The following is a 20,943-nucleotide window of genomic DNA, read 5'->3' as shown; positions in this document are numbered from 1 at the left end:
GGAACGCATTTCACTATTGCTCTGCCTCCTGTTTTTTTGCAAGCGAGGCAGAGCCTCTGGAGCTCGGTTCCCAGCCAGAGGCAGGGAACCAGTTAATTTTCCTTCTTCCTTCTTACTTCTTCCTTCTTACTTCTTCCTTCTTACTTCTTCCTTCTTACTTCTTCCTTCTTACTTCTTCCTTCTTCCTTCTTCCTTCTGCGATAACTTACAAAAATTGTGCTGTAACATCCGAATTTACCAAAGTATTCGCGCACAAAATACCCGATGCTGCGACGGCGGGGACGCCAATTCCCGGCATGGTGCTGTCTCCCACGCGATACAAGCCTTTGACTGGTGTTTGCGGCCCGGGAAATGTGCCTTTTCCGGCGGCAATTGCAGGCCCGTAAGTTCCTTGATATCGGCGTAAAAATCGGGCGTGGGTTAGCGGTGTGCCGATCGACTCTAAGACTATCCGCGATCGCAAATCGGGTATAATTTTTTCTAAAGCTTGAAACAGAGATTGTGATCGCTCTTGCTTTTTCTGCTGATACAATTCGCCATATTCCCAACCTTCGTAAGGTTCCAATGTATAAGCGTGAACGGCGTGATGTCCGGGCGGCGCCAGAGTTGCATCCCACACCGTAGGAATCGAAATCATGCAAGTATTTCCGGGTACTGTAATGTCAATCTTGCTGTCGTGAACGACGACGTGGTGGCCGGTCAAACCTTCGAGTCCTTCGGCTTTAATTCCTAAATGCAGGTGCATGAAACTGTCTACTGCTGGCATCGACAAAGCGTTTTTTCGGTAGCTTTCCGGCAAATCTTCAGGGCGCAGTAATTTTGTATAAGTATCCCAGATTGTGGCATTTGAAATAACGATTGGGGCGCGGATAATTTCGCCATTTTTCAAGCGAACGCCCGTGGTTTTGCCCGCTTCAACTAATATTTGCTCGACGGGAGCTCCCAGGCGCAACTTTCCTCCCCAGCGCTGCAAGCCTCTGACTAAAGCATCGACGATCGCACCGCTGCCACCTACAGGATATTCGATCGCACAGCGCGATCGTTCGCCAATCATAAAAGCTATTTCCGGCGCGACAGTTCCGTGCGCTTTCAAACCCGACAGCAAAAAGCACTCCAAATCGATCAAACGCCGCACCCAAGGATCGCGCACATCGCGATCCATCAAGGAACCGGCAGAACCCGCGATCGCACCTACTAGCGGCAACAGCTTCAGCAAAGCAGGCGAGTACCGAGACAGCAAAACAGGTATCAACTGCCAGTCGGATCTCAGCGCTAAAGCCGGAATTCCACGCAAAGCTTCATACAAAACTAATAAATTTTGTTGAAATTGCTGCAATTCTACAGCACCTTCCGGTGCGAACTTAGCTACAGCATTTAAGTAACTTCTCGCATCAGCATAAATCGGTAAACTTCCTTCTGGAAAATGGTAATGCCCCAGCGGATCGTAGGAAATTGCTGCGATCGATTCCTCCAAAACATCAAAAACTTGCCGCAAAGGATTGAACGACCGGGGGTCAGTCAAACCGCAATAAAAAGAAGGCCCCGAATCAAAGTGAAATCCCCGGCGGGAAAAGCTGTGAGCTGCCCCGCCCGCTATTGTGTGGCTCTCGCAGACGAGCACCCGCTTGCCGTAACGAGCTAGCATCGAGCCGGCGACTAAGCCCCCAATACCGCTACCAATTACGATCGCATCAAAGTCTTGCATTTATCAAATGTGGTATAATTGTATTATTTCTTGCTGAGTGTTGACAGGGTATTTTTATGGGAGGAAAACTATGAAAGCTTTATCTATTTTAGATGAAGTTGTTCGCGAATTAGAACAAGACGTGAATCTCTCGCGCATAAAAAAAATAATATTTTTTGCTTGTAAAGAGTCCTGGGAAAACGACCCCGCCCAACTCGCCAGCGCAGATGTAAGGATTTTAATTGAAGAGCTGTGCGCCAAGTACAGCAGGTTAGAAGATATTGAATCAGTTTTAAATAGTATAGTCTCTAAGGTTAATAAAAAAACCGAGTATGCTTTAGTAGCAGACCTCATAGTCTGTCAACTTAGCAGGCTGTATGAATTTGAAGATTTCACCAAATTAGAAATAAACATATCTAGTTTTGGCGGTCAGGAAGCTCCCGCATTTGAAGAGCACTTTAGTTCGGAAATACCCAGCAGCAGCGAAGAAAGTGCAAGGAACCCCGGCAAATTATTTGATGTCAGACAAAAAATTTTGCAGCAAACAAATCCGCTGAGGGCGAAAATCCTAATTTTTTCTACTCTTTATCACGAATTTACTTTTAGCGATCGCGATTGGCTACTGCTGAAAACTCAAGAACTTGACAATCTACTGCGACAACTGTTTAATGTCTGTGGCAGCCTAGCCGAACTCGAATCTCGATTGTACACAACTGCTAGCAATCTAGACAACAGAGATGAAAACGACCAAGCTGCGAGCGTAATCATCAAAGCGATGAATCCTTGTTACGCAAAAATGCAACAGGAAGAACCGGATGAAGCCGAATCTTCTGCTAGTGAAGATTACGATCAGACACATTTAAACAACAGTGTTTATCAAGAGAGCGAGCTGGTGGACAGGCGCACCGATTATTTTGATCCAGGCGAGATTACTCACATCCTTCAAGCTGCTCCATCTCACTATCATTATGACCCCCAAAAGAGTTACTTAGTGCCGGACACGGCAGAAACTGTACAGTTTAAAGAAGCCGAAACCAGCAATAATTATGCTACCGATTTCAGACATGAAATGGTAGAAACATTCCCAGTTGCAGAAATGGCGACTATTATCGAAACTTTAGAACCGGCGGCTCCTGTTATTATAAATATTAGCGATTCCATCAAACGCAAGTTGGAATTGGAAGAAGAAATGACAGAATTAGTCAGTCAAAGTGCTAACTCCGCAACGGCGCAAATAGAAAATATATTTACCAAGTTAGAAACGGCTTTGAACGGAAAATTTTCTACGGGAAGTCCAGAGGAGCGTTTGTACTGGAAATATAAAAATCTCAGAGAGTATGTAGGAAAAGTTCAGAAGTTTACCGATAAAATGCTGGAGATTTTGATCGAATTGGAGTCAAAAGAAAGCGGGAAATATCCTTATGAAATCACAGAAAACCTGGATGACAATATTTCCGACCTACCGCAGGAAAACTCTAGCCATAAAGCAAATCAGTATCAGCTTTTGGAAATGGCAAAGCAAGGCAAACCAAAGGCGATTGCCCAATTGATTAATCAATTGCTACAACCTAAGGGAATTGCTGCTACAGCGGGATTTAAAGACGGTTGGCTCCATGTTATTCTGGAGTCTGCGGAAGTACCAAACCAACAGGCTACAGCTACATACATTCACAAAAAACTGTGTACTTTAAAATCCAAATATCTTACTCATGTGAAAATTCACGGGCGACAGTTAGGTAACAAAACAGTCTTTTGGACTCAAGAATTTGTCAATCAAACTCATTAAATGCCCCAACTCAAGTCTGAAGCTACACCAACTAAGTAGGCCTGCGTCAACTGAAATTCAAGAAATTTCATCAAATTTCTTATACTCAAGTCTGGGGCTACAAAAACTAAGTCCGCCTGCGCGAACAGAAATTTAAGCAGTCTAGAAATAGCAGATTGTACCTAATTAACAACAAAAACCAATATGAATGCCAGCGAAATTTTAAGGCGATATACATCAGGAGAACTAGATTTTCAAGGTATGAATCTTAGAGGAGTATACTTGAGCGGTGCCGATTTAATTGGCGTCAATTTAAGCAGTGCTGACCTCTGGGGTGCAAACTTAGCGATGTCGTACCTGAGCCGAATTAACCTTCAGCGCGCAAATTTAACTAATGCAAAGCTGTGCGGTGCTAACTTAAATCAAGCAAACTTGAGCGCAGCAAATTTGTCCGATGCAGACTTCCACGGAGCGACTTTGCAAGGTGCAGACTTTCGCAAAGCCAACATCTCTTTGGCAGTTTTTATTGATGCAAATTTGAGCGATGCAGATATGCGAGGTGTGAATTTGCAAGGTGCAGATTTGCGCGGTGCGTGCTTGCGGGGTGCAAATTTGCGGAAGGAGCTGCGGCTTTTTGAGGGTGCAAATTTGCGGGGTGCAAATTTGCAAGGTGCTGATTTGCGGGGCGTCAATTTGCAAGGTGCTGATTTGACTAAAGCTAATCTCAGTCACGCTAATTTGACTGAAGCATTTCTGGGAGAAGCAAATCTGACTCAGGCGAATTTGAGCGAAGCTATTTTAGATGGCATATTTTTGACTGAAGCAACTTTGGTAGAAACAAATTTTTCCTGGGCTGTAATGGCTAATGCTAAGTTGGAAAGAGCTGTGTTACTAGATGCTGAATTGGCTGGCGCTAATTTGCGCGGTGCATTTATGACTGATGTAAAGTTGAGCAATGCTAATTTAATCATGGCTGATTTGAGTCGAGCTAATTTGGTGCGGGCTGATTTGAGTCGAGCAAATTTTAATCAGGCCAATTTGAGTGAAGCTGATATGACTGATGCTTACCTGGCTAGAACAGATTTGCGGGAGGCAATTTTGCACCGCACAACTTTGATTAGGGCAGATTTGAGCACTGCTAATTTATCAGGTGCTCAGTGGCGCGGTACAATTATGCCGAATGGAGAAATGCACGGGTAATTACTTATAGTAGCAATTTCCGGCTGTCACCAAAAGATTTAATCTTCGACCCTGTGATTTAACAATTATGAGTAAAAATGAGCTGGGTAGGAGATCCGTCATTAATTTAATAGTTAAGGCTATTTTTTAGCATTCACAACTGGAGGGCAATGCTGTGTTAGATACAGGAAAAATTTTACAAGAACGTTATCAATTGCAACAGCGTTTAGGACGCACAGCGGCCGGTCATCAAACTTGGCTAGCAGTAGATTTAGAGTCTCAAGAACAGGTGACGCTGAAAATGTTAGCTTTTAGCCCGGAAATGCACTGGGAAGAACTCAAGCTTTTTGAAAGAGAAGCACAAGTTTTGCAGGCGCTGAATCATCCCCGCATTCCTTGTTATCGAGATTATTTTTCCCTGGAACGGGAAGCCGGAGCAGGATTGCCTTGGTTTGGGTTAGTGCAAGATTATATTCCGGGATTTTCACTTCAGGAATTGTTAGAAAAAGGCAAGAGATTTTCCGAAAAACAAGTACGGAAAATTGCCACTGAAGTGCTGGAAATTTTAATTTATTTGCATGAATTAAGCCCCCCAGTTTTGCACCGAGATATTAAGCCGAGTAATTTAATTTGGGGGGAAGATCAGCACGTTTATCTAGTAGATTTTGGTGCGGTACAAGCTCAAGCGGCGGTGACAGGTGTAACGTTTACAGTGGTAGGAACCAGTGGCTATGCACCGTTAGAACAGTTTTGGGGGCGGGCGGTGGCGGCTTCGGATTTGTATGCTTTGGGAGCTACTTTAATTCATTTGTTAACGGGGATGACTCCTGCGGATTTGCCACAGAAAGATTCTCGGATTCAGTTTAGCGATCGCGTGAGTGTGAATCCCAGTTTGGTAAGCTGGATTGAGAAGATGACGGAAATCGCGTTAGAAAAGCGTTTCAGCAAGGCTAGAGACGCTTTAGCAGCTTTGAAATCGGGAAACATACAAGGGGCTAATCTTAAAAATGCGACTGTTTGGAAAATTGCTAAACCCCCTCACAGTCGCATTCAAGTTAGCAAATCAGCGACGGAATTAAACATTAAAATTCCGTCTGCTTTACTCAGAAACCCTTTTTTAGCTGCTTTTATAGGAATATTAATTATACTGCTATTTTGGCTAATAATCTTAGCATTTGTGTACTTAAATTTCAATATTGGATTAGGATTGTTTACGCTTATAGCAAGTATCTTAGTTAAAATTTCGGGCAATGGTAATAAAATTAAATTTAATCGGAACTACTTTAAACTGGAACATCAGATATTTGGTTGGAGTTATTTACAACAAACTGGCGAAATTTCGGAAATTTTGGGTACTTTTATATATAGCATGTTTGAGGGAAATCAAATCAGGATTCGTTCAGGTAACGATAGGGGAACTTACTTTTATATTTTAGCAACAAATGTGAGAGAGGTTGAGGCGGCTTGGTTAGCGCAAGAAATTCAAGATTGGTTAAATTTAAGATAAATTTTTGTAGGGCGAAGCCTTGGTGATTAATTTTTTTGTATAATAGACATCTCGCAACTAAAAATGGGTGCCGCGCTCACTTATAGGGGGTCTAAAATACAGCATATTCCAGGTTCATTAAGTACAGTAGCAACAGCTTGTAAACTAGACTGCTCGATCAAAAAAATGATGCTACTTTAAAAGAGTTATGCCAAGGCTTTAAAAAAAATACCCCAATCAAAGTCAGTATATCTTATTACGCGATCGCCCCACAAACATTGAATTTTAATTCCAATTTATCCTTTCACAGGCAAAACGATCGCAAACTCAGTGCCAATTCCTGGCTCCCCATTCACCTCGATGCTTCCGCCATGTTTTTCTACCGCAATCTGGCGGACAATTGCCAACCCCAATCCAGTTCCTTTGCCGACACCTTTCGTCGTGAACAAATGATCGAATATCTGCTGTTTAACTTCCTCTTTTATCCCCGTGCCGTTATCAGCAATTTTAATTTTAATGTGCCCTTCGCCCAGTACATCCGTGCAAATCGTTATCCGGTTGGGATTGGCGATAATTTGGCTAAAACTGCGTCCTAGATTTGATTCTTCTAAGGCATCGATCGCATTGGCAAGGATATTCATGAAAACTTGATTCAATTGACCGGGAAAACATTCGATTTTAGGGAGATTGCCGTATTTAGTTATCACTTCGATCTGCGGGCGGTGTTCGTTTGCTTTGAGACGGTGTTTCAAAATCAAAATCGCGCTATCAATGCCTTCGTGAATATTAAAAGGAACTTTGTAGTCTTTGTCGCCTCGGGAGAAGGTACGCAAACTGTTGCTGATGCTGCAAATGCGCTCGCACCCGAGTTGCATTGAATCAATCATCTTCGGTAAATCTTCCAAAAGATAATCGAGGTCTATCTCTTCGGCGTGGTCTGCTATTTCCGATTGCGATGCAGCGGAGCGATACAATTCTAAGTGTTCGATAACATCTTCCAAACTTCTTTTACCTTCGCTTAAATTCCCAGAAATAAACCCAATCGGATTGTTAATTTCGTGTGCGACTCCGGCGACTAAATTACCCAATGCCGACATTTTCTCATTTTGCACGATTTGCAGTTGTGCGTGTTGTAAATTTTTTAAAGTTCGTTCTAGCTGTTGATTTTGCTCTTGCAAAAGTTCGGCTGCTCGCTTGCGTTCAGTGGCATCAACACCCAAACCAATAATCCCTATTGTCTCGCCCTGGGAATTTTTTAACTGCACTTTTGTGATTTCTAAATCGTGTAGTTTGCCGTCAACCAATCTGAGAATTTCGCTGGAGTAATGCGGCAAATCTTGAGCAAGGCAGGCGGCATCGGAAACTAGACAGCCCGCTGCATTCTCCCCCAGTAGATCTTTATAATGATCGACAGCTAGGAAATCGCTCAGAGGCACACCCACATCTTGAGAAAATGTCTTGTTCAAAAACTGAACTTTACCACTGGGATTCACCATCCAAATCCAAATCGGAGCGACATCAAGAATCGCTTGGAGCATTTTCTTCTGATCGGCAAGCTGAGCTTCGGTTCGGCTAATTTTTACTAGCGATCGCTCTAATTGTTGGTTGTAATCCTGATATTTTTTATAGAGCAGAGCATTTTGCAAACAGATGGCTGCCTGGGAACACAGGAGATTGAGAAGTTGCAGGCGATCGCGGGTAAAAACTCTTGCGGTTAAGCGATTTTCCAGATACAAAATGCCGACTAAGTTGCCTCGATCGAGAATCGGCCAACACAACAGGCTCTGCGGTTGGTATTTGAGGATGTAGGAGTCGGAATCCCAATCACGTTGTTGAGCCAGATCCCGAACAATCACAGGTTTCAATAAATTTTTAACGCAGTCAACAATTTTGAGGGGCAAGATATCGCTGTTTTCATCGAGTGTTGCCGATGATAAGTCGATCGCCCACTCGGCTCCCGAATTGTCGATCGCGCTTGTAGCCGCAATTTCCCATTGATTGCCGTTTGGCAAAATCAGCGCTCCTTTGTCAGCTCCTGTATTTTTCATCGCCAGTTGCATCAGTTTGGCAATCAGTCGAGCGAGTTCTCTTTCACTAGAGAGCGCTTGACAAGCTTTTAGCAGTGTTGAAAAATTCCCAAAATCTGAGACGCTCGCCGAAACAGACGGATGAATGGATGGATGAATGGATGGATGAAGCGATTGATTTTCCCCAGCAGGTGTTGGAAAATTTGCTAATGGATTTGCCGGGAGTTTTGCGGGTTCTAAAATCGGTTTTAATAATTGAGGATAACGTTTTTCTAAGTCATCAATTTTTGCTCTATCTCCCCAGCGGACATAGCAATCATAGGCATCTATCATGTAGAGTCTGGCAATTTTTTCTCTTCCCAATGACAGGTAAAACTTAGCAGCGAGTTCGCCGGCAAGAGCTTCTTCATTGACATATTCGTTAGCTTTAGCTCCGGTTATAGCTCGATCGTACAGTTCCATTGCTTCTGCTGTCTGCCCCAAAACGCCCAGCAATTCTGCCTCAACCAGATCGAACTTGTGTTGGTAATTGATCGGCGTATGCTGCGCGAATTCTTTTAGTTTTTTCTGACTAGCCCCAACGCGGTTAAGGATTTGTTGGCGCTCCGCCGGTGCGGCATCTGCATAGATTGCCAAATCTGCCAGCGCATCATAAAAGTCGTGCATCATCGTTACTAGCATCAAAACACAATTCCCAAGATAAGGTTTGCCTCCATTTCCCCTGTCGATTGGCGGCGGATTACGGCTCGAATATATCCCGAATCCGTGGCCTCTTTTTGCTAAAACTTATACACCTCCATGTGGCAGATAACAGTTAAGATTAATTGAAAGATTGGAAGGTTTAATGTATTTGTAAATAATCGGCCTGCGTTCGAGTTTGTCGAGAATGTCTGTGCGGTTGAGGACTATTTCTACCCATCCCATTAACGGTCGCTCATGCAACTTTTTGGTATTTTGGCAGCACCGCGTCCCGGAAAGCCTCAGCCACAACGACGTAGGTTTGAGAATTTTAGCGGCGGGTGGTTGGTCTTTCTCGGACACGAACTGATCGATAGCCGATCGAGAATCTGTGTACAATTGCGCGATCGAGCGATATCCCGGCATTACCGCAGTCAAATCTACTACATCTATTGTTGCGTCCATATCGGCTGACCTCAACTCCGACATTAGCTTGACAAAACTTAGTGTATCTATCTTAGGGCATAAATCACCTAATTTTTGATCGCCAGATCGAAAATTCCAATTGTCTGTTAATGAACAACATTTTATACTTTGGCGATCGCGATTAAAGCTTTTTACTTACGTATAAGTTTCTGCTGTTAATCTCAAATGCGATTCAATGAACGCGAAATACCGTAGAAACACTGCCTTATCATATATTGAAAAATACAATGGGTAATTAATTGAATTTAATATAGCTCGATCGCCCAAATTTCCGTTACGTCGGTCAAAAAGTTTTTATCTTAAAAAATCCAAATACAATCTCTAGAAATTATAAAGAATCCGTCGTGAAAAAAGTGGCATTCCAGTCCCCCCTAGAAAAGGACAGGGACGTTGGATTGTGCTGAAACCCCCCTCCACTCTACTTCCGGCCTAATAGCCCTCCCAGGGGTTAAAACCCAATCCAATATTAATAGGCAGTAGTCTTCACATGGCCGAAAGCATCCAGGATACAAGCCCCCGGATTCCTTCCTTCGCAGACTCAGGATCCAGAAATAAAAAACGTGTATCCGATGAAACTTGCCCCCCGAATTTATCCGTGGGGTCAATGCTTCAATTCTTTAATCTAAAATCTAAAATCTAAAATCCATTGATTTTACCTAGATTCCGACAGGGGTTTTAACCCCTGTCGGAATCTAGCTTCCCGAAAAGGAAACAGCGTTATTTGAGATTAGTCGTCTGTCGCTTTTTCAGCCGCTCGTTGAGTTCAGTCAGTATCTCAATTCACTTTCTAGCAAATATTGTCTGAGGCATCTTGAGCATTCTATCTTGCATCTCGTGCTGCATCATTGATATTTTCTTGGCCGCCGCTGGTATTATATCTCAGAGACTCAGTACCCTCTGCTGCTCTTTCTTTTGCTCCCTGCGTGGCTTCTTTAACAACATCTTTTGCTCCCTTCAAGCCTTCGCGAGTGTTTTCTTTAAGATTAGAAAATCCTTGTTTGGTTTTGTCGCCAAAGTTATCAGCTTTGCGCTGGGCGGTGCGAGCATCTTCCTTCACCTTTTCCCCAATTTGGCCTAGTTTCTCAGGTGCGTCATCCGCTACCCGCCGCACATTTTCGCCTACATTGTTGCTAGATTTCGTGTCAATGCGGTGCTGCGCTTGCTCTTTGAGAAGCTCAGCTTTTGCTTCTGTTGTGGTCATCTTTTTGTTTCTGGGATCGACCTCGCTATAGTCGTTCATCCCGCCTTTGAATTCGGACGTTACAGCCCCTGAAGGCACTTCTTCTCTAATTTTGTCGGCAGTTTTTCCTACCCTCGCATCAGCCTGTCCTGCCATCACATCAGTTTTTCCTGCCGTCACATCAGGGCGGCTACAGGCTGTACTCACTAATACTAAAATGCCAGCCAGAAACACTGTTAAGATTTGTACAGCTCGAATTTTTTTCACAAATGCAGTTAGTCTGTTCATAAAAATGCTCCTTTCTATTGTGAGATCCTCAAATGCCTTGTGGCTTTGTAGATGTCTAGCCTTACCAAATTAGGCACTTAAACACTTTTTAAGTATACGAATAGAAACCGTAGCTTTTCATCTATCCGAAGTTACATTCCTCAAGTTATAGTAGAAAGAAGAAGGAAGAACGAAGAAGGCTCTTCGGCTTTTCGAGCGGATAGAAATCAGCAATCAGTAAGAAGGAATGGACAATCCTCAATCTTCTACCAATTATTAAAAGTCGCAGCACCCCGCACCGGAGAAGGCAAAGTCGTTTCCATACATAGCTGTTTGGTTCTCCATGCGCGCACTATGTTGAAATATTGTGCGTGTTCGGCTCCAAAAAAAACCTTCTAGTCAGGAACTAGAAGGAAGGTGGTGTATGATCTCAAGTACAACAAGGTCTTTAATCGCAATTGTGGCGGCACATCCCGATCGCACACATCTGTCTAATGGCTGAAAGTATGTGCACACTTACTAAGCATTTTGAATCGCTGTTTTTAAACTCTTGCAGAATTCCCCGATCGCCTCTAAACCCTGTTCTGGAGTTCCTTGGGCCAAACGTTTGACAAAAGCACTGCCAACAATCGCAGCATCTGCACCCCATTCTTTCACTTGGCGAGCGTGTTCAGGTTGCGATATACCAAACCCGACGCCGATGGGTTTGTCGGTGACGGTGCGGAGTTCTTGCAGCAACTCTTTTGCTCTCGTTTCTAAGCCTTCGCGTACTCCCGTAACCCCCGTCACACTGACTAAGTAAATAAATCCTTGAGACTGACGGGCGATCGCTTCTATACGACTTTTGGGACTGGTGGGAGCAACTAATAATGTTAGTTCAATCCCTAATTTCTTGGCAGGTTGGATGAGACTGTCTGCTTCTTCTAAGGGCAAGTCTGGTACAACCAATCCCTGAACTCCAGCACTTTTAATTTGCTGCAAGAAGGTTTCTATACCTCGGTACAAAATCGGGTTGTAGTATGTGAATAGAATGATGGGCGATCGCAAATTCGGACTAACTTTCGCTACCATTTCAAGCACCGCATCTAACGTCGTTCCCCGCTGTAGCGCCCTTGTAGCAGCGGCTTGAATCACCGGCCCGTCAGCTAGCGGGTCAGAATAGGGAACGCCAAGCTCGATCGCATCTGCACCGTTATCATCTAAAATTTGCAGTGCTTTAGCCGTTGTCTCCAAGTCTGGGTCGCCAGCAGTAATAAAAGGAATCAATGCACATTGGTTGCTTTTTCGCAACGTTTCAAAACAATTAGAAATAGTCATTAGTTATTAGTCATCAGTCATTGGTCATTGGTCATCATAGGATGTCCCCTCGATCGAGCGCAATTAAATTTGTTTGTAGTGAGGACTTCATTCCTCATAAAACTCCCTCGGACTGAAGTCCTCACTACAAACCTATCGCGCTTATTTTAGGGAACGTGATATCAATCATCAGTCATTAAATTAGCAGTCAATATTACTATTGATGAGTTGTTATTCCCCAGTCATTAGTTCAGAGTTTATTGCTAATGACTAATCATTAATAACTCACTAATAACTAATGACTGAGGACTAAAGACTATTGACTAATTATCTTTTTCTTGCTCTATTTCGGCTTGAAGTTGGGCTAATTCTTCAGGAGTGAGTGCATCTAGCTGCTTCTGCAAGACAGCTTCTTTGTAGTCTTGCAATTGCTGACTGTAGGTCATATTTTGAGTCAGTGCTCGAAATAAATAAGTCACCAGCCAGCCAATCAAGCCGGCGACCAAAAACAACTGACTCCAAATCCCTGCATTCATGCTGTCTAGTCCGGCAAATTGCAGTAGCAAGTAGACAAACCCACCTGCTACAAAAAAGCCGACACTGATTCCAATTACGTCAATACGTCGCATTTAGGCTTCTATCTGCCGCCGTTTGGGCCGAAAATTCAAAAATGGAGCTAGGAGAAACATACCTGGGAAGAAGAAGAACATCAAGAAGTACATGAAGCCGCGCTCAAAAGAGGTAGCGACGTACCAGCGGCTGTTCAGGTAAGCGTAGGTGGCCGCGGGTACTACCAGGAGGTAGGCTCCTGCCAAGACGGCGTAAAGCAGTAAGGTAATATACATAGATTTGCTTTAGGGGAATAATAACACGGGTAAGTCAGTTGACACGCTCCGTTGGCTGGTTAACTATTGTACCGCTTGCGGAGATCCAGCGCGACTTTTGGGAATTTTTTGATTAGGGGTTGCGTAAATTCGGGTTTTGGCTGTAGAATAAAAGGCTGTTGCTGCTAGTAGCTCAAAACCACAGCAGCTTGACCAAAGGGGGGCGTGGCGGAATGGTAGACGCTACGGACTTAAAATCCGTTGACCCGAAACGGTCGTGTGGGTTCAAGTCCCTCCGCCCCCATAAAAATTTCGGAATTATACCTTGCAAGCGAGCGTCCCCGCTCGCTTACCATCATTGCGAACGGCAAATGCGAGCGTCCCCGCAAACAAAAACGAAGTCGCCCCGCGTTATAAACTTTTGCCCATCTAACTTTTACAGTCAAGTTTGATGAAATTCTTGTGGGGTGGGCGTCCCGCCCGCCCAAAAATACAATCTAGATTCGTAACAGCTTATTACGCAGCAACTGGCAAAGTAATCACAAATTCCGTGCCCTGTCCTATTTGAGAATTTACCTCAATTTTGCCTTGATGTTTGGCAAGGATTTGATAGGAAATAGCCAATCCCAATCCAGTACCTTTGCCGATCGACTTTGTAGTAAAAAATGGGTCAAATATCTGTTGGGTACTGGCGGACGCAATTCCCGGCCCGTTATCCCGAATCTTGACGGTGACAGTATTGTCGGCCGTAACTTCCGTGTTAACCCAAATCGTTGGCGAATAGCCTTTGTCTTCCTTTTTCACCTCCTCCAGCGCATCTATTGCATTACTAATAATATTCATAAATACTTGATTCAGTTGCGCGGGATAGCACTCAAGCGCCGGCAACTTGCCGTATTGTTTAATAACTTGAATACCTTGTTTGAGTCGGTGATTGAGAATGACGAGGGTGCTATCAATTCCTTCGTGAATGTCGGCTGATTTCATTTTTCCGTCGTCGGATCGCGAAAAATTCCGCATGGATACGACAATTTCGCGAATGCGATCGGCTCCCATTTTCATCGAAGAGAGGGTTTTTGGTAAATCTTCTCTGAGAAATTCGAGTTCAATGTCTTCGATGCGCTCTAGAATGGCATCTGGTGGGTTGGGATAATATTCTTGATAGAGAGTTACCAAACCTGCCAAATCTTCGATGTATTGATTGGCATAGTTAATGTTGCCGCCGATGAAGTTGACGGGATTGTTGATTTCGTGGGCTATCCCTGCAACCATTTGACCGAGAGATGACATTTTTTCGGTCTGAATTAATAGGGATTGAGTTTGTTTGAGTTCTTTTGTATACTCGCTAACTCGCTGAATCAATTTATTGAAAGACGCCGCTAAAACTCCGATTTCGTCGTTTGTTGTGACTGGTACTTGCAGGTTAAAATTCGATTCGCGAGCGACTTGCTGAGCCACATTAGTAACGGTTTCGAGGGGTTGGGCGATCGCGCGGCTGGTTTTGTCCGCTAGGGTGGCGGCGATGAGTGCTGAAATTAGCATACTTCCGATAATAATTCGGTTTCGCAAACTTCCAGCTTCTTCTAATGCTTGGGTTCCTTGCTGTTTGTGAATTTCTACTGTAGAAATTAGGTCAGTTAAACTTTGAGCAAGGTTATCTAGTACGATCGCCTCTTGGCCGCTGCTAGTCCTCAACATTTGTAGCTGTGCGGACTCAATGCTGTTGGGTGGCAAGTTCCAAACATCCGCTTCTTTTAACTGCAATTTAATTAGCTTACCGTAGTAATCAATGACGAGGGCTGATTTCTTCAATATAGCGTGCAATGCTGCCTCTTCTGTTGCTAGTCTCTTGGGATTTTCTAGTGCGAAAGATTCAATTTCTGAAATCAGGACTTTGGCCTGATTGATTTGCCCGAAAAACCGATCTTGTTCGTATTGCAGCGCCACAGTGTTTCCCAAAACGACTGGCAATCTCGCCGCGTGCGATCGGGCTTCAAATACGGTATTTTGCAAATTTTGCAGCATTTGCTGCTGCTGCCCAGCAACATTCACCTGAACTAAAGCTTGCTTGCGAAAGTAGTCTCCCAATCTCAGTCCCGCACCAGTTCCCAAAATCGCTATGCCGATAGCTAAAGCATAGCCATAGCTAATTTTTTGGCCGATCCGCAAATGGTTGCATTCTGCCTTTAGCCCAGTTAGATTAATAGTTGAAGTCGGTAACAAATGTTTTTGAGCATAGTGCTTTTGCTCTACCTTGCTATTTTTGGACTGACTGTGGGTAAATAATAACATGGGAAGTTCCTCCCAAACAAATTAGGAGTAATTGAGCGAATAAAAGCAGAATGCACTTATGCTGAAGGCGGAAAGCAGTTTTGAGTGTTGAATTTTGAATTTTGAAATCTTTATCTCACAACTTAACTCTTCCTCTAGTATCTCTATTTTTATACTAGAGTGTTTGTGATCTATATCAACTATTTATGTGATTATACGCAGAATGGCCAAATTTATGGTAACAGCGATTAGTATTTTTAGTCAGTTGTGACACAAGGCCCAACTATGGGTTCTCCCCGTTTTTCTTTTTTTGCCAGTTCTAGGTTTAATTCCAGCACTTTTGCTAAAATATTGTCGCGGTCAGTGAGTTTAAAGAGCTGACTTGTTAATTATTTAAAAAACTTGTTGTAAATGGGAGTAATTCCCCAGTGTTTGACTAACATTTTTTAAGTGCGGTACAGTGAAGTAGTAAGAGCGAAGCGCGATCGCCTTTCTCCTTCCTAAACGTTTTCCCTTTTAATACTGTAGCAGCTTTAATATGACTTAAATTATTCAGTTTAGGATGATGTTATCTTGACAAAGAAATAAGTATAAAATACTTCCTTGGCTCGCCAGGGACTTAAGTCCCTGTCTAATAGCAAAAGTAAGTTGAAACCGACTGAAATACTAATTTTCCCGTCCTATGCAAGAGGACTTCAGCTTTGAGGCAGGGGTTGAAATCCCTGCTTGAGTGTCGGATTGGCTCAGTGACCGATCATCCAAGGTCGTCCCCCTCGGTGTTCGCGATTCCGCAGCGGTTTAGGTTCCTCAGAACGCTTAACTACCTGCGGTTCCCGATTTTCTTGACCTTTCAAGCGCAGCTTTCCAGTTAGAATCATCGGCGGCGAAAAGATGCGTTTAGCAACTGTTTCGCAACTCGGGCAAAGCACCGGTGTATCTGCTTCTGCAAGAGGGCGCCACTTATCAAAAGTGCCGCAAGTTTCACACTTAAAATCGTAAAGAGGCATATGAATTTTTGATGGTAAATTTGGCTGCAATGACTAGGCGGCGGGCAGCGCCCGCCCTACTAATTGAGGACTTACGCAAGAAAGCAATTTTTAGACTATTTGTGGGGGTAAGGTGCGCTTCGGCGCACCCTACAAAAGCGAATCTGTGCGTAAATCCTGTAATTAAGATGGCAGAATATCCATCTGGAAAATTTCTGTCGGTAAAGCAATCGTGCAGCAAGCATTGGGAATATCCACAATGCCGCTGATGCGACCCTCAACCGGAGCACAGCTTAATAGCAAATACGCTTGTTCTCCGGTAAAACCAAACTTTTTCAAATATTCGATCGCATTCAAACAAGCTCGGCGATAAGCAACGTGGGCATCCATATAATACTGCTGACCCGTAAATTCATCAACAGAAATGCCTTCAAAAACGAGGTACTCAGAATAGCGGGGTTCCACCGGCCCGGGTTTGAAAATCGGGTTAACGATCGCGTATTTATCCATGCCACCTTTGATAATATCAACGTGGAGGTCGATGTACCCCGACATTTCAATTGCCCCGCAGAATGAAATCTCCCCGTCTCCTTGAGAAAAGTGAATATCTCCCATCGAAAGTTTCGCGCCTTCGACATAAACCGGGAAATAAATTCTCGAACCCCGCGACAGGTTTTTAATATCGCAATTACCGCCGTGTTCCCGGGGAGGAACAGTGCGCGCCGCTTCTGCCGCAACTCGCTCGAATTCTGCCCCTTGCAGCGACCCCAAAACTGCATTCTTGGGGTTCGGCAGTGCTGCTAAAGGCGGCACTCTATCGGGATTTGTTGCTACTAATTCCGCTTCCCGTTTGTTCCATTTATTCAACAATTGCTGAGAAGGAGCGCAGCCGATTAAACCCGGATGAGTAATCCCAGCAAACCTAACTTTTGGTATGTGTCGGGAAGCGGTATAAATTCCCTGAAAATCCCAAATTGCTTTAGCAGCAGTCGGAAAATGTTCGGTCAAGAAACCGCCGCCGTTTTCTTTAGCAAAAATTCCCGTAAAACCCCATTCGTCTCCTTGCAAAGCTCCGATGTCGAGAATATCGACTACTAAAATATCCCCCGGCTGCGCGCCGTTAACGTAAATGGGCCCGCTTAAAACGTGAACTACTGTTAAGTCTACATCGCGAATGTCGTCGGGACTGTCGTCATTTTTAATTTGTCCGTCTGTCCAGTCTTTGCACTCGATGCGAAATACATCGCCGGGATTGACGGAAACTACTGCTGGAATATCTGGATGCCAGCGATTGTGACCGACTAATTCCTGTTCTGACATCGGTTTGGTCAAATCAACTTTGAAGAGAACTTGAGGCATATTCTGCGCTCCTCTAGTTACTGATTTTTACATGGTACGCGCATCTTCGCCGATCTGATGGTTGATAAATGTAAATTCTTATACTAATAAGTGCAGAAACCAAAAATATTTCAGATAACGATTATCATTATTTCTTTAATTGCAGGGCAGCGCCGCAGTCGTGGTATGTTTTAGATTGGGAATGTTTTTAAATTAAAAAATTAGTGACTGAAAATTTGACCAAACAACATATAGATCAAGTTGAAAATGGATGGCACGGCCACCTGAATTTAGTCTATGCCAACCGCAGCGGTGCAACTCAAATCATTCACAATCAAATGCAAGCGCCCCTAAAGGTGCAGCGTCCGTTTTATCCTGAAGGGAAAGAGATTTGCCACAGCGTCATTTTGCACACGGCTGGGGGAGTTGTCGGGGGCGATCGACTTTCCAGCCATTTTCACCTCCAACCCAACGCCAAAGCCTTGATTACCACGGCAGCCGCTGGTAAAATCTATCGCAGCAGCGGACTAGAATCACAACAAAATATCGACATCAAACTAGAAGCCGATGCTAATTTAGAATGGCTGCCACAGGAAACAATAGTTTTTGACGGCGCAATATATCGGCAAAATTTGCGGGTAGAATTAGCACCAACAGCGAGGATTTTACTGTGGGAAATTACCCGCTTTGGACGCAGTGCTAGGGGCGAAAAGTTCTTGTCTGGAGAATGGATATCGCACACCGAAGTCTGGCAACAAAACAGCCCCTTATGGATTGACAGACAATTGCTCAAAGGTGGAGAAAAAATGCTCGAAAGTCCTCACGGACTCGCAGGAAAACCCGTAGTCGCCACCCTCGCTTGGGTAGGCGAACCCGTCACCACCGAACTCGTGGAAAAAGTGCGAGATTTGCCATCTGAGGCAAAAATTTATCCTGGTAATTCCACCGTCGGCGTGACTCGTATTCCTAACGGTTTGCTGTGCCGATATCGCGGTACATCCACAACCGCAGCTAGAGACTGGTTTGTCAATATTTGGCAGTTGCTGCGCTTGTCTTTTTCACAACGCCCTTGCTGTTTGCCCAGAGTTTGGATAAAATAGTATGATCTTTGAGTTTCAATGTATAGTTGCCCTCCTAACTAGATTATTCATCTCTCTCTTCTCTTCCTCTGCGCCTTTTGCGGTTTAATCGTTCATTCAGAAACAACCGTAAACGATATCATAACCAAATAATGCGATCGCACTTACAAGAATAAAAATGCAACTCACCCCCCAAGAAAAAGACAAGCTGCTGATTTTCACCGCCGCCCTGGTAGCAGAGCGCCGGAAACAAAGAGGTTTAAAATTAAACTATCCAGAAGCACTAGCCTACATTTCTGCAGCCATTTTAGAAGGAGCCAGAGACGGTCTCACCGTCGCCGATTTAATGAGTTATGGAACAACTCTCCTGACGCGGGAAGATGTGATGGAAGGGATACCAGAAATGATTCATGAAGTCCAGGTTGAGGCGACTTTTCCCGATGGAACTAAACTCGTTACAGTACACGATCCGATCCGTTAAAAAAATCAACCACACAGACTCACAGGAGGAAAAAATGATTCCAGGAGAAATGATTGTTTTAGCAGGCGAAATAGAACTAAATGCAGCGCGGGAAACAGTGCGGTTGCTGGTAGGAAATAAAGGCGATAGACCCATACAAGTTGGTTCACACTATCACTTTTATGAGGCAAACGAAGCCTTAGAATTTAATCGAGAACAAGCAAAAGGAATGCGATTGGATATCCCCGCAGGTACAGCAGTCAGGTTTGAACCCGGAGATGAAAAGCAAGTGCAATTAGTACCTTTTGTAGGTAATCGTGAAGTCTACGGCTTTAATGGAAAAGTGAACGGTAATCTGGATGCTGAAGTATGAAGCCAGAAGGTAGTTCACGATTGTTGAGTTTTGAATTTGAAACTTTTTAACTTAAAAGTCCAAGCAGTTTCCAAAAATAATGCAACTGTAGGGAATCTCCACACTATGATAGTGATCAGTCATCCCCAATCCCCCATCGAAAATGGTATCAATTCCAGCCCTACGCCTGGAGAGTGCTCAAGTAATTTCAAAACTGTTTCTATGCCTTCTGTATAAGTCCCTTCTGCCTTTCTTTTGTTAGTTAAATCTCATACTTTTGAGCGAGTTAAAATCTGCCGTTTGGGGTATACCGTAGTTGTTAAAATTGCCAAGATATACAGCAAAAGTGCGTGATGAACCCAAAATTAGTTGACCAGATAAAACAGACTTTGAAGCAGAGCTTGCTTGCAACATCAAGGCGTGTCTGGAGAACCCCGTTAGACCGGCGCACCAGCATCAAATTGTTAGATGACAGCATCGTTTATAAAAAGCAGCATGAACCCATTAATATACCCGCATTAACCTCGGTAAATAAAGTACCTTCTCGCTTTTTTGCCACGGAAAAAACCGTGTCTTTTGACCCAGATTATGTTTGGAAGATTTCCCTGAATCAAAAAATAAATTCTCTAACTATTTGTACCTCTGGCAACACGCTTTTGAATAACAAGTTGCTTTTAGACTTGGATTTTCGGATTAGCGGTGCGGGCATTCTGGAATGGCCTTACAAACCTAACCAAATTACCTATCCGCTGGTAGTTGCTCCTTGGTCGCATTTGTGGTGCAGTTATTATGATTATGTGATTTTTGTGCTGGCTAAACTTTGTCGAATTGAGGAGGCTTTAGGTAAGGAAATTTGGCAAGAAGCCAAAATTTGTTATCCTTTACGACATACAGATTTTGAGTTGGGCTTTATGACCAAACTCGGTATTCCGGAAAGTTCACTAATCGACACTAGGGCTAGAGATACGGGATATCATGGAGAAAGTCTGGTGGTGGGAAACAATCAAGACTGGTATTTTCCCAGTCCTTACGATATAGAGCTTTTGCGGAAAAAATTCTGTCTTAAGGAAAAAGTAAAGCCTTATAGAAAACTTTATCTGTCGAGAAGCGGCCGGCGCAAGGTTAAAAATGAAGTACAAGTGCGAGAGGTTTTGAAAGAATTTGATTTTGAAATTTTGGAAGATATCTCGCGCACTGTTGATGAACAAATTCGTCTGTTTGCAGAAGCGGCGGTGGTTGTCGGCCCTCACGGGGCTGGTTTTACAAATTTGCTGTGGTGTCAGCCGGGAACGAAAGTATTGGAATTCTTTTATGGAGGGTACACTCCGCCATATTTCTATTACATTTGTCAGCTATTGGGAATAGAATACTCGCGTATCGTTGATGACAACAATGTAGCGGAAGATTGGAGTTTCATTGGCATGGATATGACGGTAGATGTGGAGATTTTGAAAAGGGAAATCCAGAAAATGCTGGAGTAAATTTGCCCCTTCATAGCATTTGCGATTTTCGAGGGGCAGAATTGAGGACGATCGGGGTTTTAAAGCTTGCCTAATGTGGTATTTTTTTTACTGTTGCAGATTGA

17 protein-coding genes and 1 tRNA gene are annotated in these 20,943 nt (G+C 43.8%); 8 read left to right on the top strand and 10 right to left on the bottom strand.

The annotated features are described in order from the left end of the window. Positions 1-205 precede the first annotated feature (205 nt). A complete protein-coding gene (locus QUA42_RS07220) occupies positions 206-1,705 on the bottom strand; it encodes an NAD(P)/FAD-dependent oxidoreductase (protein WP_333136382.1) in 1,500 nt (499 codons plus the stop codon). Positions 1,706-1,775: 70 nt separating this feature from the next. Here QUA42_RS07220 and QUA42_RS07215 point away from each other — a divergent pair, with 70 nt between their 5' ends. The 3 genes from QUA42_RS07215 to QUA42_RS07205 all read left to right on the top strand — a co-directional run bounded on the left by QUA42_RS07215 (position 1,776) and on the right by QUA42_RS07205 (position 6,135). Beyond that, positions 1,776-3,470 (top strand): hypothetical protein, encoded by a 1,695-nt coding sequence (locus QUA42_RS07215; RefSeq protein ID WP_333136380.1) that lies wholly within the window; start codon positions 1,776-1,778, stop codon positions 3,468-3,470. A gap of 183 nt (positions 3,471-3,653) precedes the next feature. Then, positions 3,654-4,649, top strand: a complete 996-nt coding sequence (locus QUA42_RS07210) for a pentapeptide repeat-containing protein (protein ID WP_333136378.1) — start codon at positions 3,654-3,656, stop codon at positions 4,647-4,649. A 154-nt stretch (positions 4,650-4,803) separates the two neighbouring features. After that, entirely contained in the window at positions 4,804-6,135 is a 1,332-nt protein-coding gene (locus QUA42_RS07205) for a serine/threonine-protein kinase (RefSeq protein ID WP_333136376.1), read from the top strand. Positions 6,136-6,410: 275 nt separating this feature from the next. Here QUA42_RS07205 and QUA42_RS07200 read toward each other — a convergent pair whose 3' ends face one another. The 6 genes from QUA42_RS07200 to ndhL all read right to left on the bottom strand — a co-directional run bounded on the left by QUA42_RS07200 (position 6,411) and on the right by ndhL (position 12,893). Next, positions 6,411-8,822 (bottom strand): ATP-binding protein, encoded by a 2,412-nt coding sequence (locus QUA42_RS07200; RefSeq protein WP_333136407.1) that lies wholly within the window; start codon positions 8,820-8,822, stop codon positions 6,411-6,413. A gap of 105 nt (positions 8,823-8,927) precedes the next feature. Beyond that, positions 8,928-9,284, bottom strand: coding sequence for a hypothetical protein (locus QUA42_RS07195; RefSeq protein WP_333136374.1), 357 nt, complete (start codon positions 9,282-9,284; stop codon positions 8,928-8,930). A gap of 841 nt (positions 9,285-10,125) precedes the next feature. After that, a complete protein-coding gene (locus QUA42_RS07190) occupies positions 10,126-10,773 on the bottom strand; it encodes a DUF6658 family protein (RefSeq protein ID WP_333040193.1) in 648 nt (215 codons plus the stop codon). Positions 10,774-11,271: 498 nt separating this feature from the next. Further along, entirely contained in the window at positions 11,272-12,069 is a 798-nt protein-coding gene (trpA, locus tag QUA42_RS07185; protein ID WP_333136372.1) for a tryptophan synthase subunit alpha, read from the bottom strand. Between the two features lie 302 nt (positions 12,070-12,371). Continuing rightward, a complete protein-coding gene (locus QUA42_RS07180; protein ID WP_333040197.1) occupies positions 12,372-12,677 on the bottom strand; it encodes a DUF3007 family protein in 306 nt (101 codons plus the stop codon). Further along, positions 12,678-12,893, bottom strand: a complete 216-nt coding sequence (gene ndhL / locus QUA42_RS07175) for an NAD(P)H-quinone oxidoreductase subunit L (RefSeq protein ID WP_193972727.1) — start codon at positions 12,891-12,893, stop codon at positions 12,678-12,680. It abuts the gene before it with no gap. 198 nt (positions 12,894-13,091) lie between these two features. Here ndhL and QUA42_RS07170 point away from each other — a divergent pair. After that, positions 13,092-13,176: transfer RNA gene (locus QUA42_RS07170), tRNA-Leu, on the top strand. Between the two features lie 212 nt (positions 13,177-13,388). Here the strand turns inward: QUA42_RS07170 and QUA42_RS07165 are convergent. The 3 genes from QUA42_RS07165 to fmdA all read right to left on the bottom strand — a co-directional run bounded on the left by QUA42_RS07165 (position 13,389) and on the right by fmdA (position 17,488). Further along, complete coding sequence (locus QUA42_RS07165) at positions 13,389-15,164, bottom strand: ATP-binding protein (RefSeq protein ID WP_333136370.1); 1,776 nt, start codon at positions 15,162-15,164, stop codon at positions 13,389-13,391. 722 nt (positions 15,165-15,886) lie between these two features. Beyond that, complete coding sequence (locus QUA42_RS07160; RefSeq protein WP_333136368.1) at positions 15,887-16,150, bottom strand: zinc ribbon domain-containing protein; 264 nt, start codon at positions 16,148-16,150, stop codon at positions 15,887-15,889. 162 nt (positions 16,151-16,312) lie between these two features. Beyond that, entirely contained in the window at positions 16,313-17,488 is a 1,176-nt protein-coding gene (fmdA, locus tag QUA42_RS07155) for a formamidase (RefSeq protein WP_333136366.1), read from the bottom strand. Positions 17,489-17,691: 203 nt separating this feature from the next. Here fmdA and QUA42_RS07150 point away from each other — a divergent pair, with 203 nt between their 5' ends. The 4 genes from QUA42_RS07150 to QUA42_RS07135 all read left to right on the top strand — a co-directional run bounded on the left by QUA42_RS07150 (position 17,692) and on the right by QUA42_RS07135 (position 20,839). Beyond that, the gene (locus QUA42_RS07150; protein WP_333136363.1) at positions 17,692-18,567 is read left to right on the top strand and encodes an urease accessory protein UreD; all 876 of its coding nucleotides are present in this window, start codon (positions 17,692-17,694) and stop codon (positions 18,565-18,567) included. Positions 18,568-18,724: 157 nt separating this feature from the next. Continuing rightward, a complete protein-coding gene (gene ureA, locus QUA42_RS07145; protein WP_333077256.1) occupies positions 18,725-19,027 on the top strand; it encodes an urease subunit gamma in 303 nt (100 codons plus the stop codon). A 34-nt stretch (positions 19,028-19,061) separates the two neighbouring features. Continuing rightward, complete coding sequence (locus QUA42_RS07140; RefSeq protein WP_333136361.1) at positions 19,062-19,379, top strand: urease subunit beta; 318 nt, start codon at positions 19,062-19,064, stop codon at positions 19,377-19,379. Positions 19,380-19,711: 332 nt separating this feature from the next. Beyond that, on the top strand, positions 19,712-20,839 hold the full coding sequence (locus tag QUA42_RS07135) for a glycosyltransferase family 61 protein (protein WP_333136359.1): 1,128 nt from the start codon (positions 19,712-19,714) through the stop codon (positions 20,837-20,839). The last annotated feature ends 104 nt before the right edge of the window (positions 20,840-20,943 follow it).

Source organism: Microcoleus sp. Pol11C2 (assembly GCF_036701505.1).
Lineage (GTDB): Bacteria > Cyanobacteriota > Cyanobacteriia > Cyanobacteriales > Microcoleaceae > Microcoleus.
The sequence above is the reverse complement of the archived record's forward strand: the minus strand, read 5'-3'. Positions and strand labels throughout refer to the sequence as shown.